The following is a 24,141-nucleotide window of genomic DNA, read 5'->3' as shown; positions in this document are numbered from 1 at the left end:
ATTATTACTTACAATATTAACAAATTCTGTTAAAAATATTATTATAACTCTAGATTATTCTAATCAATTTAAGGAGCTTTTCATGAATAAATTCAAACGAATCGCTTTCGGTTTAGTAACAGGCCTTGCCGGTGCTTTACTGACGGTATCCATCGCAAGTGCCTCAACTAACCAGGATCAAAATAACAATGACGATAATGTTCAGGACACAATCACCCGCCAGGTTAGCCACATGAGCTGGCGTCAAAAGATTAGCCAGATGATAGTTGGTGCCAACCTATCCAATAATCCTAGTCAAGCTGCCAAAGAAGTCCGTCGTTACCAATTAGGAGGAGTCCTGTTAAATGGTAACATCACCCGTGATAAACGGCTTGACTACAGCATGCAACGGGCATCCCATAATTCTCTATTGATCGGTACTGATCAAGAAGGCGGTGAAGTTTCCCGACTCAGTTATAATCCAAGCCGTTATCCGTCACCACGTGCTGCTTATCGTCGTGGTGGATGGCGTGGAATCACTAAAGCTTACAGTTATTCAGCTTGGAAACTTCGTAAATTAGGCATCAACTGGAACTACGCCCCGGATGCTGACGTTGCCACTAGTGGCTACATGAATCAATACCAACGTTCTTTTGGTAAGGGTCCCAAGATGACCGCCAAATACATTAGTTATGCCGTTCCAGCCATTCAACATCAGCACGTCGCCGCAACTTTGAAGCACTTCCCAGGTTACGGCAACGCCAATAAAGATACTGATTTTGCATCCGTCATAAGTAACCGTTCCATTGCTTATTTAAAACGCAATGACTTCTTACCATTCAAAGCCGGAATCAATAAAGATGTCGATTCTGTAATGATCACCAACATCATCTTAAACAAGGTTCAACGTGGCGTTCCTGCTACTTTATCTCGTAAAGACATCAGTCTTTTAAGAAATGATTTACACTTCAACGGTGTCATCGTTACCGATAGTTTAGATGCTAAATCCATTTCTAGTTATGCGTACCGTCATCATGTTTCACCTGCTTTCTTAGCTATGAAAGCTGGCAACGATATGATCATGACGAGTGGTTCCAGAAAGTACACTCCTCAGTTAACCTGGGCTGTTAAACACGGTAAGCTTTCTAAGAAACAGATTAACGCTTCCGTTCGTAGAATTTTAACCATGAAAGCTAAGTTAGGTTTAAACTACTAAATAATTTAATTTAAATCCCCGCCAATCAACGAGGATTTATTTTTATCCTATTTATAATAAATAATTAATTATAAATTATTTAATCCACATAATTCCCTGAAAATCCTTAACCTAATCACGCTTCTCAATTGTAAGACGACGGGATTATGTACTATTATTTAAGTAGTCAATCCAAATTTGATTAAGAATTCGAAATAAATTAAAGGAGCGTATACCATGAAAAAAGATTTAGCTTGTACCGCGATTTTAATTGGTAAGGACGCTACCGTCGACGGCTCTACCATTGTCGCTCGTAACGAAGATGGTTACGGCCCGGTCGGCCCTAAACGTTTTATTGTTCGACCAGCTCGCGACAAGCACCATAATATGTATGTATCACACGAAACGGGTGCTAAAATCCCGCTTCCGGTTCATGCTTACCGTTACACGACTGAACCAAGTGAACCATCTACTCACCCGACCTACGAAGAAGCCGGCATCAATGAAAAGAACGTTGCCATGAGTTCGACCGAAACGACCTACTCTAACCAGCGTTTCTTAGGTTGTGATCCACTCGTTAAACACGGCAGCGTCAACGAAGGCTGCATGTTAACGGTCGTCTTACCTTACATCAACAGTGCCCGTGAAGGCGTTAAACGTTTAGGTAAGTTAATTGAAACTTATGGTACCGGTCAGAGTAACGGGATTGCATTTTCTGATCATAACGAAGTCTGGTACATGGAAACCGCTGGTGGTCATCACTGGGTTGCCGTCCGCATTCCTGACGATTCATACGCCATTGCCCCGAACCAGATCAATATTCAGGACATCGATTTTCACGATCCTAAGAACTACATGTTCTCCAATGATTTACCGGAATTCGTTCGTAAGAATCATTTGAACTTAAGTTCCGACCCAAAGGAATTCAACTTCCGTAACATCGCTGGTACTCATACCGAAGCGGATGCTCATTACAACACGCCTCGTGCATGGTACGGTCACTTATTGTTCTCACCAAAGCAAATGCAGAAGCTCGGTTTAGCTGACAAACCAACTAGCCAGAACATCCCGTTCATCATGAAACCTGAACACAAGATGACCGTTGACGACGTTGAATACTTCCTGTCATCTCACTACCAGCAGACTCCTTACGATCCATTCACCCACAAGAACGAACTTAAGAAACAGACCTTCCGTTCAATTGCTTTAGATCGTAACCAGATCTCACACATTTTACAGATCCGCAACGGGATTAATCCACAGTACGCCGCCATCGAATGGATTGCCTTGGGCTTCTTTGCTTACAGTCCATACGTTCCATTCTACGCCAACATTCTTAAGACGCCCGAAAACTACGCAACTGCCGGCAATCACGTTTCCATGCGCAGTGCCTACTGGATGTACAAGATCTTGTCGGTAATCGTTGAACCTCACTATCATCACTTTATTAATGAAATCAATACTTACCGAAAGGCTTGCCAGGCTCACGCAATTCACCGTATCAAAGTCACGGATTCCAAAGTTAAGAATAAATCATTAAATGGTAAGAAATTAACCGAATTCTTAACCAAGGCTTCTGATAAGACTGCTGATCAGATTACCCATCAGACTAAAGAAGTTATGGGCAGCTTAGTTAAGCAGGCTTTGAACCTATCTGATCTTCACTTTGAATCCGGAGATAATCTATAGATCTAAATTTACTGATAACAAAAACGGTTCTGAATTTTAAATATTCAGAACCGTTTTCTTTTACGCTAATTGAATTAATTTCTAATTATTTACTCATTTCACGGGTAACTTTACGAACCTTACTGATGCTTTGTAGACCGGTCATTAAGTCCTTCAATTGTTTAAGGTTATGAACTTCGACCTTCAGATGCATCGTAACGTCAGTCTGCGTATCGTAACCACCTGAGAACGAGATAATCTGGCCAGCTTTTTCACTGCCGACCTGAATAATATCTTTAACCAGGTTGCCACGATCATAAGCATCAATCGATAACTTAGTAGCGTAATACGTACTGGTTTGATTACTGTTAGACCAATGGGCAACCACTAACCGCTGCTGAGACTTGTCGTCAGCGATGTGCGGACAATCACGACGGTGAATCGAAATCCCGTTGCCATGGGTAATGTACCCAACGATTGGATCCCCAGGCACTGGATAACAACAGTGACTTAATCGAACTAGAACGTTATTAATGCCACCGATGACAATCCCCTGGAACGACTTCTTAGTGGTGTCGGCTGGTTCCAACTGATGTGGACGTTGAGATAAAACAACTTTCTTATTAGATGAATTAGCAGCGTTTTGAATCCGCTTTTCTTCATCCAACCGATCCTGTTTAGCCCGTTGTTCCTTTACGTAACGACCAAGGTTGTTCACGATTGAGTTAACGCCCACGGCACCGTAGCCAACGGCAGCTAACAAATCTTCCGTTGAATTAAAGTTACGGCGGTTAGCAATCTCTTCGATCTGATCCGAGTTAATCAGGTTAGCCGGATACTTGTGGTCACGAAGCGAGCGCAGAACTTGGTTGCGACCTTCAGCAACGTTTTCGTCATGATCATGCTGCTTGAAGTACTGACGAATCTTACGTTTGGCGTTCCGACTCTTAATGATTCGGTACCAATCACGGCTCGGCGTTGCTTTCGTCGACGTCATGATGGCAACGGTATCACCATTATGTAAATGACAATCCAGCGGAACGATCTTACCATTGACCTTCGCACCCATGGCATGGTTACCAACTTCGGTATGAATTTGGTAAGCGACGTCTAATGGTCCGGCACCCTTAGGTAATTCAAGAACATCACCGTTAGGGGTAAAGACGTAGACGTGGTTACTGAACAGATCACTCTTCAGGTTATAAACCGGCTGATTAGCCTTGCTTTCCTGAACGGCGATCATGCGTTTGAACCAGTTCAATTGAGAATTGTTGTTGTTAGTATGAACCTTGCCTTTAATGCCGGCTTTATAAGCCCAGTGCGCAGCAACACCATATTCAGCGATGTGGTGCATCTTACGGGTTCTGATTTGAATTTCGAACGGCCGTTTCTTAGGTCCAATGACGGTGATATGTAATGAACGGTAACCATTGGGCTTGGGGTTAGCAATGTAATCCTTGAATCGACCGGGCATCGGTAGCCAGTGGGTTTCGATAGCACTTAAAACGGCATAACATTGACTGACCTTGTCGACGATTACACGCATTGCCAAGAAATCAAAAATCTGGTCAAACGACTTATGACGAACGGTTATTTTGTGGTAGATCGAGTAAATATGCTTCGGGCGTCCATATAATAACGGATGGTGGAGATGCAGATTCTTGATGAAGCCACGGACCTGCTTAATTGCCGAATTAATATACTCGTTACGTTGGGTACGCTTAAAACTCAGGTGACTGGCGATCTTATGGTATGCCTCAGGTTTCAGATACTTAAGGCACAGATCCTGTAACCGCCACTTGATCGCACCGATCCCGAGTCGGTCAGCTAACGGCGCGTAGACGTCAAACGTTTCCCGTGATGTCGTCTTTTGTTTAGCTGCTGGTAAATAACGAAGAGTTTCCATATTATGCAGCCGGTCCGCTAGTTTAACGATCATCGATCGAATATCTGGACAAATTGCCAATAAGAGCCGACGGAAATTAATCGTCAGTTTCTTGTTCTTGTGCGGATGATATTTGATTTTATCTAATTTGGTAACTCCATAAACGATTAGAGCAATGGTGTCACCAAATTTGGCCTTAACCTGTTTCAGAGTCACGGGAGTATCCTGGACAACGTCATGTAGAAAGCCGGAACAAACCGTTTCTTCATCCATCTTTAATCCCGCTAAAATGTAAGCAACTTGAGTTGGATGCGAAATGTACTTATCACCAGACTTACGGTACTGCCCTCTGTGGGCCTTGTTAGCAAATTGGTAAGCTAACTCTACCTTGCTAACTTCGGCAGGACTCATGTAAGTCTGAGCTTTCTTCATGACGTCCTTTGGCGTCCATATTCGTGGCTTGGTCATCAAGTTTCATCTCCCTAATCTTCTTATTGTTTAACACCATTATAGTTACCTTAACCCTGTTACGTCAAAGCATAAATCGTATATACACACCATTAAGATATTAATTCAACATAATGTTTGTTTATTTATGAAGTATCATGGTGTTTATTTAGTATATTTTTCGTTTTATTAATCTTGAACGTGTCATTCACACCCAAATTCCGAAGAAAATTAATAAAATTACCAATTATTTTCTAATTAGTATTAGAATAATGTTGTAACTACCAACGTTAACGAAGGAATGAGAATTTATGACTAACAACGGTTTTCAGCAGTCCGGTAAAATTGCTCGTCGAATTGCTCAGATGCCAAGCACGACCGGATCACTGAAAAATATGCACGATAAAGAAATCGAAAAACGAGATCACGCAATCAAGATTCCATATCGAATCTCTGACACCAGTCGCAGTTTAAAAGAGATTAATAATAAGATGCAGCCTGATTACAATTGGATCGTAACTACAACCGAACCGCAAGTTGGTGCTGAAATGATCATGGCCAAGGACTTAAAGCATAAATTAACCCCTGAAGCCATCGGTCATATGTACGATACCGGTGAAGCAATCACCTTTCACGTTAAAAGCGCTGACGAATACGTAACCTGGGTCAAGAAATAACGAAAGGAAGATTGGATGTCGAAAGCACTTCGACCGGAACGAGCTATTAAGCCCGGTACAATCAAAACGATTAATTCGTTCATGAAGTTAAAACATGAAACTGTCAAAATTCCGTACACCAACCGATTAGCTGGTCGTGACACGATCTTACACGCCCCTGACGTCGCTGGTGTAGTCATCGCCAAAAAAGACGGCAAACCACAAATAATCTTAGAAAAGCAGTGGCGACAATCGGTTAATGAATTTACGCTAGAAACTCCAGCTGGGAAGCTTGATCCACGAGATGCTGATCATCCCCATCATGCTTTTATGCGTGAAATGAACGAAGAACTTCGGGTCGTTCCACAGACCGTAAAACTGTTAACACCCAAAGCATTATACGGAAGTCCAGGCTGCACTGATGAAGCCACCTACTTCTATTACGCCACGGATTTAAAACCCGTTGATAAGGATCTGCCACGTGATTTAGGTGAATACATGAAGCTTGAATACTACACGATGCCACAAGCCCTTAAGTTAATGACCTCTGGTAAGGTCCGTGACATGAAGACTAATCTGGCAATTCTATATTGGTTAAAGATTGCGAACGAAAAATAATCAATCTAAACATTAATAATGGTAATGAGCCGACCAAGTTAATCTTGATTGGCTCTTTTTTGTGCTAAAACCTGTGAAATAAATACTTCAGATATCCTTTTTAACAACCTTTTTTCTTTCGTAATTTTATATTATGTAAATGTAGGTAAAGATTAAGGTAGAAAGGAAATCTAACATGACCAAAATTGCGTTAATCACCGGTGGCAGTCAAGGTATCGGTAAATCCATTGCCAAAACTTTAAGTGAAGATGGCTTTGCAATTTCAATCGTCGCTCGAGACAAAGAAAAGATTAAGCGCTCCGTTGATTACATAAATAATCATAACGGTGACGCAGCAGGTTTCGTCGCGGATGTTACCAAGCCTGAAGACGTTAACCGAGCTGTTGAAAACACCGTTGAAAGATTTGGTGGCTTAAGCGTCTTCGTTAACAACGCCGGAGTTTCATACATCAAACCATTACTTAGAATTAGTCCTAAAGAAATGAAGAAAGTCTTGGACGTTAACGTAATGGGTACGTTCTATGGTATTCAGGCAGCCGCTAACCAGTTCATCGCTCAGAATACACCAGGTAAAATTATTAATGCTGGCTCATTCTGTGGCCAAACTGGTACCGTTAACTTAGCTGCTGATTCAACATCTAAATTCGCCGTTAGAGGTTTAACTCAGGTTGCCGCTAAGGAATTAGCTAAGTACCACATCACTGTTAACGCTTACTGCCCAGGTATCATTATGACACCAATGGCAGAAAAGGATGACTTCATGATGGACCGTACCAACCACGTCAACAAAGGTGTTGAATTACACCGTGCCGTCGATCAATCAGCATTGAAACGAGCTGGAAAGCCTCAGGACGTTGCCAACTTAGTTTCATTCTTAGCTAGCCACAAGTCAGATTACGTAACCGGTCAGTCTTACGTTGTCGATGGAGGTATTACCTATCATTAATCCATTCCAACTACCTACGATCACAATATTTTAAAGATCTTCATCAAACGATCTGGTTCTGATGAAGATCTTTTTGTATCGTGCCACTTTGCCTACTGAGTAACCACCACGGTAAACCGATAAAATCAAAAGGGTTATTGTTGACGGGATTTGTTACCTTATAGATGAAGACCAAATATAGTCCATATAATAGTAACCATTTCCCTTGAAAGAGTCCCAGAGTTAGAAAACTGAGGCCCTTTCTTTTTATTACGGAGGCGAGAGTCATGCTTAGTTATCTCAGAAATCTTCATGATATTCATAAACAACGTCGGAGACTTCGTAAGCGAATCCGGCTGCAGAAAAAACGTGATTTTTGGACACGGATAAGTTAAGTCCAAGGCCATTAAGTTAAAAAGACTGCTAATGAAAGCAGCCTTTTTAATTTTATAAAAATGAACTAACATTAAAGAAAAAGAAATGAGGGATTATTTAAATGAATAATCTAAATTCATGGAACAATACCCCTAGGCCCAGGCAGAATGACTTCAGTAATCAATTCAAACCATCGAGCCAAAAACCTAACCGTCAACTTAATCACAACCATAAACTTATTACCCTAGTATTTTTCGTCATTATTGTAATTGTCTTCGTTGGTATCTGTTATCTAATCTTTACAAAATTAACTGGCTATTCATTTATCCCAAATTAAAAATAATAAAAAGAACAGTGCCCGATTTTACAGTGATTGTGGTGATAAATCGGATTTATTAAATTAATAATTGTTGGTGCAACGGCACGTTGGACAATGTCTCAGACAACAAACCATACATTCAATGTAAAAAGACCGCACTGTCCATTTTGTTTTCGGTGCCTATAACCACAGTAATCATGCTATTCTCAGGATTGATGAGATTTAGGCTTTCCTTAGAAAGGGCTGGTTATATGTACATTGCATTAATTGTGTTCCTAGTACTTATTATCATTGTATTGTTCAGCATTCGGAAACCGTCACGTCGAATGCTTTCGGCAGAAAACTTGGCAGATGACCTGTTAGGAACGAGTAACAATTCTCAATCTAGTCCAAGAATGGGTGTATCCAACAAAGAGATCAACTTTGCTAATGTACTGGCAGCCATTTCAGCATCGATCAAACTGGCGATGAGAGATAAAGGCCGAACCAATAAAGATTTAGCTGATGATCGTGAACAGATTAAAGATATGATTCAGAATATTGAAAAAGAGAATACTAAATAATTAATCTAAAATCTAAAAAGGCGCACGTTTAATATTATCCTGTGACAAAGATAATCCAAACGTGGGCCTTTTATTTACATTCCTACAAAATAGACAGTGACCAATAACTAGCAACCAGCCTTAGAACCCAGTATAATAATGTACTTCATGAATGAGGAAGACTTACAATGCGTTATTCAAATTACGGTAAAAAGACACCTAAATCTGAAGTTGATTCACCGAATAATTGTCAACCGAAAGTCCGTTGGGCTGACAAGCATTCAACAGGCAAAATAATATTAGCTGTAGTAATCCTACTTGCCCTAGTACTCGTGCTGGTTTTTGGATTAACCAGACCTAGACATTCCCTTTCTCATCCTGCACATCACGTCAGCATGGAACGGGTGTTGCAGCAAAACAATTGGCATCCCTCGATCAGAAGTTCATCCTCACGGAAATACAACCTAGGTGAAACGAACCGGAACGAATTATCTGGTTTAACCTGGAAATTTAAGAAAAATGGTACTTTGAATTCGAATGATCAACACCCGAACGATTTCAAATACAAAGCAACTAAAAATACGTTAACGATCACCTGTAAAAATTACAATAAGAGCAAGAGCGTCGGTACATACATGCTAAGCGGTGCCAAATATAAATTAGTTGAGAAAGACGGCCATGAATACATATTTAAGCCAATTAAATACTTTGGCAACACCCCACAGCCCCAAGCTAAGCTTGGGATAAAATATCTAAAACTAATTTTGACTAAAGCTAAACATTAATACAATTGTATATAAAAACGCCCGATGATTAATCGGACGCTTTTTTGTATTGATCAACAGTCAAATGACACTCACCCATGATACTAATCACAAGGCCTGAGGTCATTTCACCATGTACAATAATCATACCGGGAATTATCGTTGTATTTATGGTCATTTGGACATGTTTCCTGTGGTCAAAAATAGCCCCAGCTGCTTAACTGGGGTTATGGACTAAACTTTATGAAAATTTGTTAATGCACCTGATTAAATAAATCATCTAGTAATCAATCCACTAAATAAATTATTTAATCAGACATTATTAATCATAGCCATATTTAGAGTTCCTATACTTTTGATAGTAAATATTTGTTATGTCGATTTCACATGTTGATTTTTACTAAATTAGACTAAAAATGACAATATCAATTTATAGATGCCATTCTTTATAGTGTTTATCCCAGATCTTATTAATCAGCATGGTATATTTACCGACGTTCTTCATATCGCCCATGTTAGCAGCATGATTTAACTTCAATTGATAGTCTTCCATTTTTAACTGAAACTTGGGGTAAGCCTGTTTCTTCGCTCTAATCTTATTCATCCGCTTGGAATCCATGAATATCTCTCCCTACTTGTCCAAGTGATATTATACATTAAGTTTAGGTTAACCTAAACTTATGTTTTATCGTACCTAAATCATGCTATAATAAAAATGCAGTTAGAAAGAGTGTTGATTAACCAGAAAATGCTTATGAAAGGAAGACTTTCGGATGATTAAATTAGATAATGTTGGCCAGCAGGCCGTTTATTTTACGTCACCTTATTTCTCTAACATTGATTTAACGGGTGCTTATGTCAAAGCCGTTAAATGGGACAAATCAGGTAACGAAGGCGTTATGATCGTTGACAAAAATAACACCTACTTCAAGATTGGTTTATTCCCTAAACTTTATCATGGCCAGGGCGATTTAGAACGCAAGACACTGCATGATGTGCATGGCACCGCTCGTAAGATCACTGCCAACCTTACTCGAGTGGGCACTCCTCATTTTAAGTTAGGCTTCATTTATAATTTAAAGCAATTGTCTTAAATGTGTTTTCCTTTCCACATTTGTTTAATCTAAACATATTCAACCTAGGCAAGGTCATCAAGATCTTGCCTATACATACTGAAAGGTAAATTCTATGGATAAGACTATACATCTGATTAATAAATTATATGGTAATCATCATTACGTTCTTGATAACGTTGCTGATGTCATGGGCTCCAAAACTGATAATCAACAGGAATTAAATCGAATCGAAGCTCACGGATATCAACCAGTAAAAGCTGCGGAGGAAGATAGTCATCGCTTTAGCTATGATAATTTAGGCTATCCAGAAGATGCCATTAATAATGCTAAACGAGACATCCAAGATATTGAACACAGTAAAACCGCTCAAACTTCGCGTGATTTTCAAGCTGAAATTGATTTTGATAAAAGACAGATTGATCGTGACGAAAAGGTCCCTGCTCATGAATTAGTCATGATCAGCAGATTAAATAACGGTAAGATCACTCACCTTTCTAAACCGATGGACATTGAAATGATTTATCACAACACTCATTCCAGTATGAACGAGATCATCAATCGTCATCCAAATACACTAGCTTATACTGCTCAAGATGCAAAATTAGATGCTAAAAGAGACTTAGAATAAATTATAACTACGACTCACAAAACATATAAGGCACGTTACTAACAAAATAACGTGCCTTTTGATAACAAAAAAAGCCGTCAAAATTACATTGACGACCGGGTTGACAATAGTCATACAGCAGAAAGAAATGTGAAGTTAGTGCTTATTAATCACTAAAAATAAGGGTAATATTCATAAGCATTAATTTAGACTCACAAAACATTTTTATTATATCACTAAAACATCACTGAACCATTATGTTTTTTATCAATGAAAATACCAAAAAACGCCCGACTAAAAATTGGGCGTCTATTATTTTGCATATAAAAAGGACGCCATAATGGCGCCCTAGTGGATTGACAAAAGAATTATTCAATAATTCTTTCACTTGTAAGTTTATCATACTCACTGGGTACTAAAAAAGGGGGTGTCATCACTGACATCCCTTTTTCAATTACAAAGTAATATACTCACGATTATCATTATACCAGTAACATCCAATTTATAACCAAAAATTAGACAAAAACAAAAAGGCCTAGTTTCTAAGCTAGCTCAAACACACAACAGACACAAACGCTTTTACACGATAACTTGGACTTGCCATGCGCCAGACGAACACACTGTGGCATCCGACAACTAACATAGGACATAGAAACCTTTTTGCAATTCTTATATTAAACACCATTGCAAGTTTACTTCGTGGTAATTTCCAAGGTATTACATGTCGATTTTTAGTAAACAAAAAGAACGTCTCGAAAAGACGTTCTCATCTCTTAGTGTTTATTCAGGTTATTATCCTGAACAACGTTATTTTAACATTTTTAACATTGCTTAAACATTAATTTAGGTTGAGCGAACAATTTTCCAAAAATAAATATGTAAATTAGCGAACGATCATTACCGGAATGTTTGCATACTTAGCCATATATGCGGCTTGACTACCGAAGCGCTTAGCAATCCCTTTCTTAGATTTTGATCCAATGATCAGTAAATCGGGTTCAACATGCGGAATAACGTCCTTAATGATGACTTCACCAGCGGATTCACCTTCATCAAGAACTAATTTAACGTGCTTAACGCCCTGCTTTTCAGCAAATTTCTTATATTTATTGAGATACTTGACGGCATCGTCACTTTCACCGTAAACGAAGCTTGGTTCGAGGCTTTGGAATACGTTTTCGTGCCGTTCACTCATTACGGTACATAAAATTAATAGATCGTCAGTGTTTTTGACTCGGCTGACTGCATAACGAAATGCCAATACGGAATCGGAGGAACCATCCATTCCGACCATAATCCGCTTAAATCTGAAGTCATTTTCTGATTTACTCATGGGGCACATCTCCTAAACAAAACACATATCCATTATTTACTTTCCACTTGAATAGTACCCCTTTAATAATGCGATGTAGATTATAAAGCTCATGGTGTCGGAGATTATTCAAACGAAATTTATCTAATGTAGGATTATCCTCTTATCATATATAGAAACCTTATCTTAAAAATATAAATTAATTTATAAAATATAGTTTACATTAGAATTAATAATGCTATATTAGGTTGTGAAAAGAGATGTAATCAATATGTTATTAATTAGACAGTTCAATTTATTACTAACATCCTCCACAGATTCTCAAAGCACGAGTTCTTCATCTTCTAGCTTTGAAAACCTGCGGGAATAATTAATAACGTATTGATTGTTATTAAGCTACGCAGGAGGATAATTCTGGACTGCGTAGCTTAACGAGCCAAGTAATCGAACCTGATCAAATTAAAAATTTAAGCCACGCGGTTCAGAAACTTGCGTGGCTTTTTAGTTATCTAATTTGAAAGGGGTTGTAATTATGGTTCGACATGCTAGACATCTTCAACGTGAGTTAACACCGCGAAAAATTCAGATGATCGCCCTTGGTGGAGCGATTGGTGTTGGTTTGTTTATGGGCTCGGCTTCCACGATTGACTGGACCGGACCTTCAGTTTTAATTGACTATGCTATAGCTGGACTCGTTATGTATCTGATTATGCGAGCTCTAGGTGAAATGTTATACATCAAGCCCGTCACGGGATCATTTGCCGATTTTGCTACTAAATATATGCACCCGGTATTCGGTTACCTGTCAGCTTGGAGTAACATCTTCGAATGGGTCATGGTCGGCATGAGTGAAGTTGTCGCCATGGGTGTCTACTGCAGTTTCTGGTGGCCAAACCTACCGAAATGGATCCCAAGTTTAATCGCAATCGTCTTCTTAGAAAGCATTAATCTAGTTTCGGTCAGATCATTCGGGACTCTTGAATACTGGTTTTCGTTTATTAAGGTCTTCACCATTATTCTAATGATCATCGCTGGATTTGGTGTGATCCTCTTTGGCTTCGGTAACGGGATGCATCCCACTGGCATCAGTAACCTTTGGACCCACGGCTTCTTTGCCGGCGGCGTAAAAGGTTTCTTCTTCGCCTTTGCGATCGTTTTAGCTTCATATCAAGGCATCGTTGAATTCATGGGTACGACCGCTGGTGAAGCTAAGAACCCAAAGCGGTCGATCATTAAAGCTACTCAGTCGACCATTTATCGAATCTTAATCTTTTACATTGGTTCTATTTTCGTAATCATCAGTATTTACCCTTGGAACGAATTAAAGACCATCGGTTCGCCATTTGTTGAAATTTTCGTTAAGTTAGGCATTACAGTGGCTGCCGGAATCATTAATTTTGTTGTTTTGACCGCAGCCTTCTCAGGTTGTAATTCAGGAATCTATAACATCAGTCGCATGGCTTACGCACTAGCTAAGAAGCACGAATTACCGAAGAGCTTCGCTAAATTGAACCGACGCGGTGTTCCATACATCGCGGTTCTTGCCGTTGCGATTGGTCTGTTATTAGGTGTCGTTCTAAGCATCGTTCTACCAATGGTTCTTAACGATGGCAGCAAAGTCTTCGTTATGATTTACAGTTCAAGTGTTCTACCTGGCATGGTACCGTGGTTCGTAATTTTGGTCAGCCAGCTGAAATTCAGAAAACAAGAAAGTCCGGCAATTATTCAAAAACATCCATTCAAGATGCCGTTCTCACCAACCAGTAATTACTTCGTCTTTATCATGTTAGGATTGACCGTTATCTTTATGGCTTTAAACCCTGATACCCAGATTCCGTTACTGTTAGGTGTCGTCTTCTTAATCATTATGACGATTATCTACTACGCTAAATATAACAAACAGGTAACGAAGTAATAGTTAATAAAAAAGGCGCTATTTCAAGCGCAGCAGGCGTTACTATCGATTTAGTAACGTCCTTTTTATTGTAAAATTAACATCTTAGCACCTTATTTATCAACACACATTCACCCCTAGACTTATTTACCATGAATGTAATGCATAAATGAGGAGACCATACCATGTCATTTTTGATTTTAATTATCAGTACCCTAGTTTTCATTGGGTTAATTATGTATATCTGCTACGTGCGATCCATTACCTGGAGTACGGTACTTATGCTTTTGGGAACGATCGTCGTCTATGCCGTAATTATCTATTGGGTTCACTAAAATTTCATGTGATACCGTTTAATTAACTGCTCACCCAAGAACGGCCGTTTGAATTCGTAAGTGATCAACCATTGATTACGCAATGGATTTAACAGGTTTCTAAAGTTAACCAAATCACGGTCCAAATATTTTAACGAATGCATAATCTCGTCCATTGACTGCGGTTTAGCGTGTTTAAAGAACCGGTTAATGACTTGAGTGGTATATTTGCTGCTCTCCTGTTCCTTTTTGGTTGAATGCCGCAAGTAAAACTCAAGTGGTACCCAGACGTCAAAGGTAAGCGTTCGAACCTGCTGAATATATCGGGAAATATTCTTTAAATAATGCCAAGTGTACCAACTTTGCTTGGTATTCATCCTGACGTGGCACATATTAAGGTTAAGATCGTTTAAATAATTGAATAAATGATAATACATATTAAGCAATAAGGGCTCTAAATGTCGAACATCCTGATAGACCAACCGATGATGATCCTTATCAGTTATCAATCTTTGATAAATTCGACGGATCATTGCGTTTTTGACCCCGTGCAACGCCGCAATGCTTCGGTTAATTCGGTGAATTCTAAGGTCATACATATCACCACTGTTATTAATGTAGACACTAACTAACGCAATAATCAACGGTGCGTACACTGTCCAAAAAATCGTCTCTTGGGGTGACACATTACCATCTCCGATCAATAATGTTCAACAAAATCAGATCCAATCATCGTCTACTTTTGCTGATTCAGTTTCTTTAGTAATTGTTCAATCCTAGCTAAATGTTGATTGATCTTTGGCAAGTACTTAGTGATGGCTTCATCAGCGTCTTCGTGCGGATCAGACGTTGATCCAGGCGTATCGTTTTCCTTGATGGCCTGGTAATCAGGTGACTCCATCCATTTATTCAACCGAACCTTATCTTTAGATGATGGATTATGAGTTCGATTAGCTAATTCCTTGATCTGAAACATCGACATGTGAGCCATCTTTTGTCTGAATTTCTTCTTTTCTTCAGCATTCATGTTATTACCTCGATTCTTACTCAATCTATAACGAATTTTAGCAGATTACACGATAAAATGACTTGTGTTATTCACTATTACAGTGGTCGTTTTTTAGCTTCTACCAATGAGCTTACGGCACCACCGTATTTAATGTGCATATCATGGCATTCACACTCGACCACGACCGAGATGTGCTTGACGGCTTCCGGATTAACTTCGTAATTAATGACCAGGTCGATCTTTTTACCATAAAACGGGTTGGGCAGATGGTTAACCAAGATTTCACTCATTCGATCGATAAACGTTTTCAGATATCCTGACATATCAAGGCAGTATACTGGCGTTCCTAATATAACCACGTCAGCCTTTTTAACGTCCTGACAGATTTTCGCGAAATCATCCTGATGACTACCCTGCTGGCCAATCTGTTTGATGTTCTTATCAATTAAGTTCACCGTGATATCAGGCATTCCACCAATCAAAGTATGTGCCATTTTAGCCACGTGACCGTGTCGATGGATACTAGCGTTAATAAATAATGTTTTCACGAATAATACCCTCCAAAATAAAAAAATCCCGCCAAACGGGATTCCAAATTGATTAATTAATTTTGACTATTTATTCTGGTTCATCTTAGCAACTACCTTATCATAAATCGTTGATAAGTAATTAGCGTAGGAATTTAAGAGTTGATAAGCGTGCTTCTTGGTTTCTTCGCTGTAGTCACTACTTAAAAGTGATGAAGCATTGGTAACGCCAAAGCTGGTCACCGTAACGTAAAACCGATGATCATACTTGTGGCCGACAACAGCTTTCCAGGTCCAGTCTAAATCTTTGTCACGATTTGGTTCGAAGTAGCGATCTAGACTAACCCGGCAGTAGAAGTCGTCTGCATTATCATTCATAATTCGTGCTAATTCGTTGAATAACGTTTGTGTATCAATCACAATAATTCATCCTTTAGCGGGTTTAATATCTGATTTTATCTCGGCTGTCATTAATGACCTTTAAATCACCAGGAATGTTCTTGAACTGGTAATTAGTAAAGTCATTGCGTAATGAACTTACCACGTTGCAAGGCGGGAATAGGTATGTGGCCTGAAAAGCAGCGTCGTAATACTTAGCGGCTGCTTTGTGATCACCCTGCTTAACAGCTTTTTGGCAAGCTTCAAAATTCTTCTTAACATCTTCTAGACCCTTTGGTGTATTAAACGATTGTGTATTTTTCATAAATTGAACCTCCGTTTAAAAATCACTCAATAAGTCACTCGCCTGTGATGGGAACAAGCGAACCATGTTTTCGATTTGTTCATTGGTGGCGTGTAATGAAATCAGGATAGCGAGCATACTAATGGCATCATCGGCACGGCCACTGATTTCTTCAGCACCAACTAATCGGTTAAAACGGTTAAAGACTAATGCTCGAGCGGCAACGTGTGTCTGGCCGGTAGCTTTGTACCACATGTGATTTCGTAGATCTTTGGTAACAATCTTAAAGTTGCCGGGATGCTTCTGGTTACCTGCTTTAGCCTGATCCACATCGACTCCAACTTTCGCAATTCGTGGTGACGAGTAGACGGCCGTCGGTACAGCAGGCATTGCCATTGGTTTATTGGTTTCACCCGTCAATAAGCGAGTTAAATACTTGGTTTCGTAAGTAGCGGTTGGTGACAGCTTTTCAATCTTGCTGTCGATCGCATCCCCAGTAGCGTAAACATTTGGTACGCTGGTCTGCATGTAGCCGTTAACTTCAATTCCATGACGGTTGTATTTAACGTTGGTATTTTCTAAGCCTAAATGTTTAAGGTTTGGTACTCGGCCACTGGCGTCTAAGACATAGTCAGTAGCTAATTCCTGATGATCACCGTATTCAACAACTAAGTGGTTACCCGACTTCTTGAAGCCAGCAACTTTAGCACTCTTAACGAAGTGCATCCCCTGTTTTTCTAGGCTCTTAACCAATTGATCAGCAAATGGTTCATAGAAGCCACGTAACGGGCGATCATGGTGCATCATGACGGTGACGTCAGCACCACCAGCATTCGCAACGGTTGCCAATTCGATCCCAACGTAACCGGTACCGATCACAACCATCCGTTTCGGTAAATCATCTAATGATAGGAAGTTCCGGCTATCATGAGTTAGTTCAGTTCCGGGAACGTTTAAATGGTGCGGTGTCATCCCTGGGACCAAGACTAATTTATCAGCGGTAATCTTTTGATCATCGACCTTAACGGTATGGTTATCCAATAAGGTCCCGTGAGTCATATAAGTCTTAATCCCGGCGGCTTTGATCCGGTGTTCCATTCCGGTGGCCGGACCACTATCAATATTGCGGTGCTTACGTGCCATGTCACGTTTCCAGTTAACGTGTAGTATATTGCCACCGTAGATATGTGAGAACTGGTTAGCTCGGTAAGCTAACTGAGCGGGCGCATCTAAAGTATATTTAGCTGTACAGCCCCAGTTCGGACAAGTACCACCGATAGCTTGCGATTCAACGATCGCAACCTTGTAGCCACGGTTGGCCAACGGTACGGCACCGTTGACTGATCCAACACCAGCGCCGATGTAAATTACGTCATAGTCATATTTTTTACTCATTAAATATACGCCCTCTTCTTTTAAATTGTCACTTACTTAAGATTACTACTAATCAGTAAGGAGTACAAAGGGTTTACTTTTCTGCCACCTGAAATTAACGAACATTTTCATAATGAGCTATTATAAAAATGTGGTCTTAATCCGAGGTGAAATTCATGAAAAAATTAGGTAAGAAATTGATGACTGGTTTATTATCCATAATTTCATCTAAATCGAGCAAAATCCGCAAAGATACTCGGTAATTTATTGCCGAGAGGCATTGCGTAGATTTTGCTCTTCACTTCCTTTCAAGTTGTAGTCAAAATGCTTGTGGTAATAGGGATTATCTAATATACTGCACTTCGTAGAAAAGTGGTGAACTCCTTATTAAACAAGCAATCGTATTAAAAACTAGGTTATATCCTAGTCAGCAACAAGGCTTACTATTCTCACAAGTCTGTGAGCAATATCGTAAAGCCTGTAATTATGCTTCAAGAGTTTACTTTAAGCATAACTGTAACCTTTCGGTTACGGCATTCCATTGTTTAACATACCGAACGATACGAGCTAAATACGGACTTAAATCTCAATTAGCAGTATCAGTCCCAAGAACGATTAAAGCCCGATACCAAAGTGTAGATACGCAACTTCGGCACAAGTCTTATTCGTTTCAAAATCAGAACACTAAACAGTGGTATCACGGTTATAAGAATATTGGTTGGCTGTGGAACCCGATTAAATTTAATCGACCTCAAGCTGACTTAGTAGCTAACCGTGACTGGAGTTTGACTGATAACTGTAATCATTTATCAGTCAATACCCTTAAAAAGCGTGCTGTCCTTGATTACTATTTACCAAAATATTTTAAGAAATATCTCGGTATGACACATAAGTTAGGCACAGCTAAGTTGCTTAACAGACAAGGACACTGGTACTTGCATATTGCATGTACTGTTGATACCCCAGATTTCGATTATCATAAGCAAACTGAGAATACCGTAGGTATTGACCGTGGATTAAGATTTTTAGCGTATACTTATGATAATCATAGGCACTCATTGAGCTTTAACGGCTTGAAGATTAGACGTAAACGGTGTCATTTCTTAAAGCACCGTGCAGTCCTACAAGCTAAGGGAACTAAATCAGCAAAACGTAAATTAAAATCAATAAGTGGACGAGAAAACCGTTGGATGACCAATGTAAACCACCGTGTCAGTAAGGCACTCGTCAGACATTATGGCAAACGAACTACGTTCGTTTTAGAAGATTTACGTGGCGTTAGATTTAGCACTGAACAGGTATCTAAGAAATACCGTTACTCGCAAGTAACTTGGACGTTCTACCAATTAGAACAGTTTCTTAAATACAAAGCAAAACTCAACCAGTCAATCGTGATTAAAATTAATCCTAAATACACTAGTCAGCGTTGCCCGCATTGCGGACGAGTTCTAGCTCAAAATCGTCAGCACCATATCCATAAGTATATCTGTGAATACTGTGAATATAGCTCGAATGACGACCGTATCGGAGCAATGAACATTAGATGGCTCGGTCAGCAAAAAGTGCAATCAATCAAGAAGCACTTCAAGCCAACGATTAATCCTAATCTGATTATCAAAGATAACGGGCAACTCGCCTTGTTTTAAACGTTAAGTCACGTAACCAACCGTGATAACTATTGGAGTATATCTCTAGTAGTTAGGGCTACTTATCAACTAGCCCAACGACCTACCACTGAATACTGATAGGTCAATGTAACCGCTTTGCCGTGGAAGCATACCGTTAGGTATGCACTAACTACCACAGGTATGACGACTATTGAACATTAGTCGCCATGTGAGTTACAAGCTCGGTACTTTAGTGCCGAGTTGTTGACTACTCACCTTTTCAGCTACGAACGTTAAATCCAATCATTCCGCTCACGCTAAAAGTAATCAGCAAAGCGCCATGATGACGCATCAACGTAAAATGAACAATAAAAAGAAGCGTTGGCACCGTAAGAAACGTGGCCACAATCTTAATTCGACCAAACCGTCCGTTACTACTCATCAGGGCGTCAGAAACACTAAGCAACAGGTCAAAGGTCAGCAAAAACCTAAACTTGCTAAACACGTCCGGAAACAAGCTAGCCAGAAACCAACTAAAAACGACTGGTTCCGTGATGGCTTAAGTAACTCTGAACTCAGCGCCAGAAACTGGATCTCGTTCCATGAATCAGGTCATCGATGGAACATCCTTAGCTACGGTGGCCGCTGTATCGGCTATTTCCAGCTGGATCCGTCCTACTTAGGTCGTAAGAACGGTCACATTAATCTAAATCATCAGCATCAGGTTAAGGTGGCTGATGCCTACGTCCATTCTCGATATGGATCTTGGCAAAACGCTAAACGGTTCTGGCAAGCTCATCACTGGTATTAAATAAAGTCTTTAAATTTTCGAACGTAAAATACATTAGTCGTCAAATTATTTGGCGGCTATTTTTTATCGCTAGCACAACTGACCTTTAAAGGCATTCGGTTTAACATGATTAAAGTCATAATCAACCAAAGGTTTAATACTATTAAAGGACGCGTCGGCACTGGCACCGATCATTAGATTAGTTTTACTGCGATCGGTCCGTAACGCAATCACCGGTTTGCCTAAAGCTTTAGCTTGACCAATCTCATAAGAAGTGCCGCTATCAATATCATGGCCATCGAAGTCCAGAATGGCCACCACGACATCACTCGACTTCAAACCGTTCATGTCACGATGATAAATTTCTTTACCCCACTGCAAACTACCAGGTTCGGAGTTGGTTCCTTGTTCTAAACGAGCCGAGTAAAAACTATCGACCGTGGGATTCTTCTTCAAAGCCCATTCTAAAGTCTTAACTTTATTAACTTGATTATCGCTGAAAAACGGTGCGCTGATAAATACTCTTACCATGATGTTTTCATCCCTTCGAATTATAATTTATCAATTCTTTGTTAATGTCTTCACTATATTGCAAAATAAATGTACCATATCTATGAGCATATTCAAAATGATATACTATATCTTGTATTATGGCTTGTTTTCAAGCCGGTTTCGTGGTAACTTGTTAATCGTTGAACAAATGATACGGAAAGGGATGTTATCTCATCTTGATCACATTAGCAGGCGTTATCGGAGCTGGAAAGACTAGTCTAACCGAAAAGCTGTCAAAACACCTCGGCTCCAAACCGTTTTATGAACCCGTGAAAAATAACCCCGTTTTACCGCTATTCTATCGTGGTAATAAATTAGTTGCTGAAGGTAAATGGAAGACCAATCCATACACCTTCTTACTGCAGATTTATTTCTTAAACATCCGTTTTAAGATGATTAAAGAAGCCATGCAGGAAGACAACAACGTCTTAGATCGCTCCATTTATGAAGATCGTCTTTTTATGAAGATGAATTATGAAATGGGCAACGCCACCAAACCAGAATGGGATATTTACCAGAGCCTACTGGCCAACATGATGGAAGAACTACCGTACGCAGCTCATAAAAAGTCGCCTGACTTGATGATCCTCATCAAGGTCAATTACCATACGATGCTTCACCGAATCGAAAAGCGTGACCGTCCGTACGAACAACCCAGCCAAAATCCGGCATTGACGAAGTACTACAAGAATTTACTTAAGTACTATGCCGTCTGGGCTAAACAGTACGATGCATCCCCACTCTTAATTATCGATGGTGACAAATATGACTTTGTAAGCAGCCATCGTGACCTAGAGATCGTTCTCAATAAAATCGATAAGGCTTTAAAGAAAGTCCACGCTAAATAATAAATAAGCATTCAATTAAAAGGTGATAATTAATTATGGATCAAGTCTATTTAGCAGCCCCGTTTTTCAGTCCGCTTCAGATCAAACGGGTCCACGCAGTCGAAAACGCGTTGAAAAAGAACCCGACCGTTCACAGCTTTTATTCCCCACTCCACTACCAAAAGGCTGACTATCCACAGAATACCGTTCAGTGGGGCCGGCAAATCTATAATCTGGACGTTCAAAGAGTTCACGGCTGTAAAACGGTCGTTGCCATCATCGACATGGACGGTGGCGACGTTGACAGTGGAACGTCATTCGAATTAGGCATGGCTAGACAAGCCGGTAAAAAGATCGTCGTCGTTAAGTTCGATCCAAAAGAACACACCAACTTGATGATTGGCATGTGCTGTGATGCCTACTTAACCAGTGCTGATGAACTTGCTAAGTATGATTTTAAATCATGTCCAACTAAGCCTTTCGAAGGTAAAGTCTTTTAAATTTAGTCAATCCTTAATCATTATCCACATATTTAATCAACTATTTAATCCCATCAAAAAATGCCCGGATTTCAGAAAATCCGGGCATTTTACTGTCTTATGTATTTTTTAATAGGTCTTACGTAATTCATGATCAAACATCAACAATGCCACAACAAGGATTACCAGACTAATCAGTAAAACTCGTTGATTAAACATGAATATCATAAAGAAGACACTAAGATCACCAATCATGGCGACAAACGATGCCCAGTTCGGCAATCGATTGACTCTGTTTTGATGAATCTGAAAACAAATTGCGATGAATCCGAAAAGACTAAGGATTACGGTTACAAACGTTCCAACGTTATTGATGTAGAACGGTCGAATCAAGCCTTGAACACCCAGGAAGAACAACGTTCCTGCATCTAAAACGTTAAGGATCAAAGCAATCCAGTCTAAGCCAGTCAATTTAGCTTTCGAATACTTCAGGACGTTATGAGTACGCTGACCTTCGTTTTGATCAGGGTCGGTATAACTATGATTTGAATGTTCATCTCGTGAAATCCGAGATTGCTGGTAGCCACAGTACGGGCAAATTACAGCATCAGATTTAATTAACTGACCACAATGTGGACAAGTTTTCATAGAGGAACACCTCCTAGAAATTATGCTTCAAGCTCGGCCAGATCCACTTATCACTGTATTTGATAACCGGTCCGGTCAGGAAGAAGTAGCAGACGGTAGCGATGCTGACGGCATAAACATGCCACAGCATTAGTGAACAGACGATGATCGCGATCACGGGTAACGTTAAATCAAGCACCTGTGACCAGACGGCGCTGCCGTGTAAATAATCAAAACGTAAAATGTTAGACATATCATCGTTTGGATGCATTAATAAATTAGCCCGCTGGTAGATCGAGATTGAGACCCCAATTAAGGTAACTCCGATCAACGAAATAATCGTTCGAAATAACCAACTGCACTGGGGTAAGCCCAGCCAGTTTAAACCGTGGGTAAATATATCGATAAAATAACTGAAGAAAAAGGTATAGAAAATTCCTTTACAGAAACGCATTACGTCAACGTGCCGAATCAGAAACTGGTTAATAATGGCGTTCAGTAAGCCCCATCCAAAGATGTAGATACTGATGCCGATCCCAGTCAATTCATACAAATCGACTGATGCAGCGGTATAGACTGCTGACCCGGTGTTCGACGAAACGGTCAAAGCATTACCAAACGCATTTAGCGCCAAACCAACTAATAAGGCTAGCACACGGGTTCGCATTCGATTTGGATCCTGTCGAGTTAACTTTACTTTCATCATTTTGGACTGACCTTCAAAGTTGAATCCAGAGCGTTTTCAACCATCCATAGCATCGAGTTACCGTGGTACTTAGCCAGGTATTCCTGGTTAACGGTCTTGTTTACGAACGAAGACCGATCGACCGGTGCGAACTTAACGCTTAACTGATGGCCGTCTAATTCGGCTTGTCCAGTCCCCTGTTTAACAGCAGACTGATACCATTTTGACCTAGGACCGCGATACGCTCGAACGTACAGATCATTACCGACCCTGACGAACCAGACGATGATCGGTGTTAAAGCTCGATGGTCTGCATAATCAGGGGCTACCTTGATCGTCTGTTCGTTCGTTAACGATTTCAATAGTTGTGGATCCCATTGCTTTGCCAAAAAATTACCTTCTTTAT

The 24,141-nt window shown here is 40.0% G+C and carries 28 protein-coding genes; 15 read left to right on the top strand and 13 right to left on the bottom strand.

Going from position 1 to position 24,141, the window contains the following annotated elements; all coding sequences use genetic code 11:
• Positions 1-82 precede the first annotated feature (82 nt).
• Both ELX58_RS04225 and ELX58_RS04220 read left to right on the top strand, forming a co-directional pair.
• A complete protein-coding gene (locus ELX58_RS04225; protein ID WP_133441916.1) occupies positions 83-1,195 on the top strand; it encodes a glycoside hydrolase family 3 protein in 1,113 nt (370 codons plus the stop codon).
• Positions 1,196-1,411: 216 nt separating this feature from the next.
• Positions 1,412-2,863, top strand: coding sequence for a C69 family dipeptidase (locus ELX58_RS04220; RefSeq protein ID WP_133441915.1), 1,452 nt, complete (start codon positions 1,412-1,414; stop codon positions 2,861-2,863).
• Between the two features lie 85 nt (positions 2,864-2,948).
• On the opposite strand, the gene ELX58_RS04215 is transcribed toward ELX58_RS04220, so the two are convergent.
• Positions 2,949-5,195: a RelA/SpoT family protein gene (locus ELX58_RS04215; protein WP_133441914.1), complete on the bottom strand. Its 2,247-nt coding sequence runs from the start codon at positions 5,193-5,195 to the stop codon at positions 2,949-2,951.
• Positions 5,196-5,485: 290 nt separating this feature from the next.
• Between ELX58_RS04215 and ELX58_RS04210 the strand changes: the two genes are divergently transcribed.
• The 5 genes from ELX58_RS04210 (at position 5,486) to ELX58_RS04190 (ending at position 9,394) form a co-directional block, all read left to right on the top strand.
• Positions 5,486-5,851 (top strand): hypothetical protein, encoded by a 366-nt coding sequence (locus tag ELX58_RS04210; protein WP_133441913.1) that lies wholly within the window; start codon positions 5,486-5,488, stop codon positions 5,849-5,851.
• Positions 5,852-5,866: 15 nt separating this feature from the next.
• Positions 5,867-6,448: an NUDIX hydrolase gene (locus tag ELX58_RS04205; RefSeq protein ID WP_133441912.1), complete on the top strand. Its 582-nt coding sequence runs from the start codon at positions 5,867-5,869 to the stop codon at positions 6,446-6,448.
• Between the two features lie 175 nt (positions 6,449-6,623).
• Positions 6,624-7,394: an SDR family oxidoreductase gene (locus tag ELX58_RS04200; RefSeq protein WP_133441911.1), complete on the top strand. Its 771-nt coding sequence runs from the start codon at positions 6,624-6,626 to the stop codon at positions 7,392-7,394.
• Positions 7,395-8,318: 924 nt separating this feature from the next.
• Positions 8,319-8,630 (top strand): hypothetical protein, encoded by a 312-nt coding sequence (locus tag ELX58_RS04195; RefSeq protein WP_133441910.1) that lies wholly within the window; start codon positions 8,319-8,321, stop codon positions 8,628-8,630.
• A gap of 167 nt (positions 8,631-8,797) precedes the next feature.
• Positions 8,798-9,394, top strand: coding sequence for a hypothetical protein (locus ELX58_RS04190; RefSeq protein WP_133441909.1), 597 nt, complete (start codon positions 8,798-8,800; stop codon positions 9,392-9,394).
• Positions 9,395-9,803: 409 nt separating this feature from the next.
• Here ELX58_RS04190 and ELX58_RS04185 read toward each other — a convergent pair whose 3' ends face one another.
• Complete coding sequence (locus tag ELX58_RS04185) at positions 9,804-9,992, bottom strand: hypothetical protein (protein WP_133441908.1); 189 nt, start codon at positions 9,990-9,992, stop codon at positions 9,804-9,806.
• A gap of 154 nt (positions 9,993-10,146) precedes the next feature.
• Between ELX58_RS04185 and ELX58_RS04180 the strand changes: the two genes are divergently transcribed.
• Together ELX58_RS04180 and ELX58_RS04175 are read left to right on the top strand one after the other, a co-directional pair.
• Positions 10,147-10,467 (top strand): hypothetical protein, encoded by a 321-nt coding sequence (locus tag ELX58_RS04180; protein ID WP_133441907.1) that lies wholly within the window; start codon positions 10,147-10,149, stop codon positions 10,465-10,467.
• 94 nt (positions 10,468-10,561) lie between these two features.
• On the top strand, positions 10,562-11,077 hold the full coding sequence (locus ELX58_RS04175) for a hypothetical protein (protein WP_133441906.1): 516 nt from the start codon (positions 10,562-10,564) through the stop codon (positions 11,075-11,077).
• Positions 11,078-11,939: 862 nt separating this feature from the next.
• Here the strand turns inward: ELX58_RS04175 and ELX58_RS04170 are convergent.
• Positions 11,940-12,389: a universal stress protein gene (locus tag ELX58_RS04170; RefSeq protein WP_133441905.1), complete on the bottom strand. Its 450-nt coding sequence runs from the start codon at positions 12,387-12,389 to the stop codon at positions 11,940-11,942.
• A gap of 511 nt (positions 12,390-12,900) precedes the next feature.
• Here ELX58_RS04170 and ELX58_RS04165 point away from each other — a divergent pair.
• Both ELX58_RS04165 and ELX58_RS07885 read left to right on the top strand, forming a co-directional pair.
• The gene (locus tag ELX58_RS04165) at positions 12,901-14,283 is read left to right on the top strand and encodes an amino acid permease (RefSeq protein ID WP_133441904.1); all 1,383 of its coding nucleotides are present in this window, start codon (positions 12,901-12,903) and stop codon (positions 14,281-14,283) included.
• Between the two features lie 164 nt (positions 14,284-14,447).
• Positions 14,448-14,597 carry a hypothetical protein gene (locus ELX58_RS07885; RefSeq protein WP_162614637.1) on the top strand — a complete coding sequence of 50 codons (150 nt, stop codon included), beginning with the start codon at positions 14,448-14,450 and terminating at the stop codon, positions 14,595-14,597.
• Here the strand turns inward: ELX58_RS07885 and ELX58_RS04160 are convergent.
• The 6 genes from ELX58_RS04160 to ELX58_RS04135 all read right to left on the bottom strand — a co-directional run bounded on the left by ELX58_RS04160 (position 14,594) and on the right by ELX58_RS04135 (position 18,189).
• The gene (locus tag ELX58_RS04160; RefSeq protein ID WP_133441903.1) at positions 14,594-15,262 is read right to left on the bottom strand and encodes a hypothetical protein; all 669 of its coding nucleotides are present in this window, start codon (positions 15,260-15,262) and stop codon (positions 14,594-14,596) included. The genes ELX58_RS07885 and ELX58_RS04160 overlap by 4 nt on opposite strands.
• Positions 15,263-15,312: 50 nt before the next feature.
• Positions 15,313-15,627, bottom strand: a complete 315-nt coding sequence (locus ELX58_RS04155; protein WP_133441902.1) for a hypothetical protein — start codon at positions 15,625-15,627, stop codon at positions 15,313-15,315.
• Positions 15,628-15,680: 53 nt separating this feature from the next.
• Complete coding sequence (locus ELX58_RS04150) at positions 15,681-16,133, bottom strand: flavodoxin family protein (RefSeq protein ID WP_162614636.1); 453 nt, start codon at positions 16,131-16,133, stop codon at positions 15,681-15,683.
• A 66-nt stretch (positions 16,134-16,199) separates the two neighbouring features.
• Positions 16,200-16,532, bottom strand: coding sequence for a hypothetical protein (locus ELX58_RS04145; protein WP_133441900.1), 333 nt, complete (start codon positions 16,530-16,532; stop codon positions 16,200-16,202).
• A gap of 22 nt (positions 16,533-16,554) precedes the next feature.
• A complete protein-coding gene (locus tag ELX58_RS04140; protein WP_133441899.1) occupies positions 16,555-16,815 on the bottom strand; it encodes a hypothetical protein in 261 nt (86 codons plus the stop codon).
• 15 nt (positions 16,816-16,830) lie between these two features.
• A complete protein-coding gene (locus tag ELX58_RS04135) occupies positions 16,831-18,189 on the bottom strand; it encodes a dihydrolipoyl dehydrogenase family protein (RefSeq protein WP_133441898.1) in 1,359 nt (452 codons plus the stop codon).
• Between the two features lie 365 nt (positions 18,190-18,554).
• Here ELX58_RS04135 and ELX58_RS04130 point away from each other — a divergent pair, with 365 nt between their 5' ends.
• Entirely contained in the window at positions 18,555-19,814 is a 1,260-nt protein-coding gene (locus ELX58_RS04130) for a transposase (protein ID WP_335878650.1), read from the top strand.
• Between the two features lie 301 nt (positions 19,815-20,115).
• Positions 20,116-20,586: an aggregation-promoting factor C-terminal-like domain-containing protein gene (locus tag ELX58_RS04125; RefSeq protein ID WP_133441897.1), complete on the top strand. Its 471-nt coding sequence runs from the start codon at positions 20,116-20,118 to the stop codon at positions 20,584-20,586.
• Between the two features lie 69 nt (positions 20,587-20,655).
• Here the strand turns inward: ELX58_RS04125 and ELX58_RS04120 are convergent, their stop codons facing one another.
• A complete protein-coding gene (locus ELX58_RS04120; protein ID WP_133441896.1) occupies positions 20,656-21,096 on the bottom strand; it encodes a nucleoside 2-deoxyribosyltransferase in 441 nt (146 codons plus the stop codon).
• Between the two features lie 197 nt (positions 21,097-21,293).
• Between ELX58_RS04120 and ELX58_RS04115 the strand changes: the two genes are divergently transcribed.
• On the top strand, positions 21,294-21,965 hold the full coding sequence (locus ELX58_RS04115; protein ID WP_133441895.1) for a deoxynucleoside kinase: 672 nt from the start codon (positions 21,294-21,296) through the stop codon (positions 21,963-21,965).
• Positions 21,966-22,000: 35 nt separating this feature from the next.
• Positions 22,001-22,444 carry a nucleoside 2-deoxyribosyltransferase gene (locus ELX58_RS04110; protein ID WP_133441894.1) on the top strand — a complete coding sequence of 148 codons (444 nt, stop codon included), beginning with the start codon at positions 22,001-22,003 and terminating at the stop codon, positions 22,442-22,444.
• 108 nt (positions 22,445-22,552) lie between these two features.
• On the opposite strand, the gene ELX58_RS04105 is transcribed toward ELX58_RS04110, so the two are convergent.
• Genes ELX58_RS04105 through ELX58_RS04095 form a run of 3 tightly spaced genes read right to left on the bottom strand, consistent with a single transcriptional unit; the run spans position 22,553 to position 24,124 of the window.
• A complete protein-coding gene (locus tag ELX58_RS04105; protein WP_133441893.1) occupies positions 22,553-23,071 on the bottom strand; it encodes a zinc ribbon domain-containing protein in 519 nt (172 codons plus the stop codon).
• Positions 23,072-23,084: 13 nt separating this feature from the next.
• The gene (locus tag ELX58_RS04100; protein ID WP_133441892.1) at positions 23,085-23,756 is read right to left on the bottom strand and encodes a DUF6198 family protein; all 672 of its coding nucleotides are present in this window, start codon (positions 23,754-23,756) and stop codon (positions 23,085-23,087) included.
• On the bottom strand, positions 23,753-24,124 hold the full coding sequence (locus ELX58_RS04095; protein WP_162614635.1) for a DUF2255 family protein: 372 nt from the start codon (positions 24,122-24,124) through the stop codon (positions 23,753-23,755). Before ELX58_RS04095 ends, ELX58_RS04100 begins: the two co-directional genes overlap by 4 nt.
• Between the last annotated feature and the right edge of the window lie 17 nt (positions 24,125-24,141).

The sequence above is a fragment of the Acetilactobacillus jinshanensis genome, from assembly GCF_004359375.1.
GTDB lineage: Bacteria > Bacillota > Bacilli > Lactobacillales > Lactobacillaceae > Acetilactobacillus > Acetilactobacillus jinshanensis.
This window is presented reverse-complemented; position numbering and strand designations above follow the sequence as displayed.

What these genes read in the sequence shown, in the direction of transcription:
- ELX58_RS04100 (WP_133441892.1), bottom strand. Translation starts at nt 23,756, where the DNA reads ATGATGAAAGTAAAGTTAACTCGACAGGATCCAAATCGAATGCGAACC.
- ELX58_RS04225 (WP_133441916.1), top strand. Translation starts at nt 83, where the DNA reads ATGAATAAATTCAAACGAATCGCTTTCGGTTTAGTAACAGGCCTTGCC.
- ELX58_RS04220 (WP_133441915.1), top strand. Translation starts at nt 1,412, where the DNA reads ATGAAAAAAGATTTAGCTTGTACCGCGATTTTAATTGGTAAGGACGCT.
- ELX58_RS04200 (WP_133441911.1), top strand. Translation starts at nt 6,624, where the DNA reads ATGACCAAAATTGCGTTAATCACCGGTGGCAGTCAAGGTATCGGTAAA.
- ELX58_RS04125 (WP_133441897.1), top strand. Translation starts at nt 20,116, where the DNA reads ATGATGACGCATCAACGTAAAATGAACAATAAAAAGAAGCGTTGGCAC.
- ELX58_RS04215 (WP_133441914.1), bottom strand. Translation starts at nt 5,195, where the DNA reads ATGACCAAGCCACGAATATGGACGCCAAAGGACGTCATGAAGAAAGCT.
- ELX58_RS04140 (WP_133441899.1), bottom strand. Translation starts at nt 16,815, where the DNA reads ATGAAAAATACACAATCGTTTAATACACCAAAGGGTCTAGAAGATGTT.
- ELX58_RS04185 (WP_133441908.1), bottom strand. Translation starts at nt 9,992, where the DNA reads ATGGATTCCAAGCGGATGAATAAGATTAGAGCGAAGAAACAGGCTTAC.
- ELX58_RS04170 (WP_133441905.1), bottom strand. Translation starts at nt 12,389, where the DNA reads ATGAGTAAATCAGAAAATGACTTCAGATTTAAGCGGATTATGGTCGGA.
- ELX58_RS04135 (WP_133441898.1), bottom strand. Translation starts at nt 18,189, where the DNA reads ATGAGTAAAAAATATGACTATGACGTAATTTACATCGGCGCTGGTGTT.
- ELX58_RS04190 (WP_133441909.1), top strand. Translation starts at nt 8,798, where the DNA reads ATGCGTTATTCAAATTACGGTAAAAAGACACCTAAATCTGAAGTTGAT.
- ELX58_RS04175 (WP_133441906.1), top strand. Translation starts at nt 10,562, where the DNA reads ATGGATAAGACTATACATCTGATTAATAAATTATATGGTAATCATCAT.
- ELX58_RS04105 (WP_133441893.1), bottom strand. Translation starts at nt 23,071, where the DNA reads ATGAAAACTTGTCCACATTGTGGTCAGTTAATTAAATCTGATGCTGTA.
- ELX58_RS04120 (WP_133441896.1), bottom strand. Translation starts at nt 21,096, where the DNA reads ATGGTAAGAGTATTTATCAGCGCACCGTTTTTCAGCGATAATCAAGTT.
- ELX58_RS07885 (WP_162614637.1), top strand. Translation starts at nt 14,448, where the DNA reads ATGTCATTTTTGATTTTAATTATCAGTACCCTAGTTTTCATTGGGTTA.
- ELX58_RS04180 (WP_133441907.1), top strand. Translation starts at nt 10,147, where the DNA reads ATGATTAAATTAGATAATGTTGGCCAGCAGGCCGTTTATTTTACGTCA.
- ELX58_RS04210 (WP_133441913.1), top strand. Translation starts at nt 5,486, where the DNA reads ATGACTAACAACGGTTTTCAGCAGTCCGGTAAAATTGCTCGTCGAATT.
- ELX58_RS04205 (WP_133441912.1), top strand. Translation starts at nt 5,867, where the DNA reads ATGTCGAAAGCACTTCGACCGGAACGAGCTATTAAGCCCGGTACAATC.
- ELX58_RS04195 (WP_133441910.1), top strand. Translation starts at nt 8,319, where the DNA reads ATGTACATTGCATTAATTGTGTTCCTAGTACTTATTATCATTGTATTG.
- ELX58_RS04165 (WP_133441904.1), top strand. Translation starts at nt 12,901, where the DNA reads ATGGTTCGACATGCTAGACATCTTCAACGTGAGTTAACACCGCGAAAA.
- ELX58_RS04110 (WP_133441894.1), top strand. Translation starts at nt 22,001, where the DNA reads ATGGATCAAGTCTATTTAGCAGCCCCGTTTTTCAGTCCGCTTCAGATC.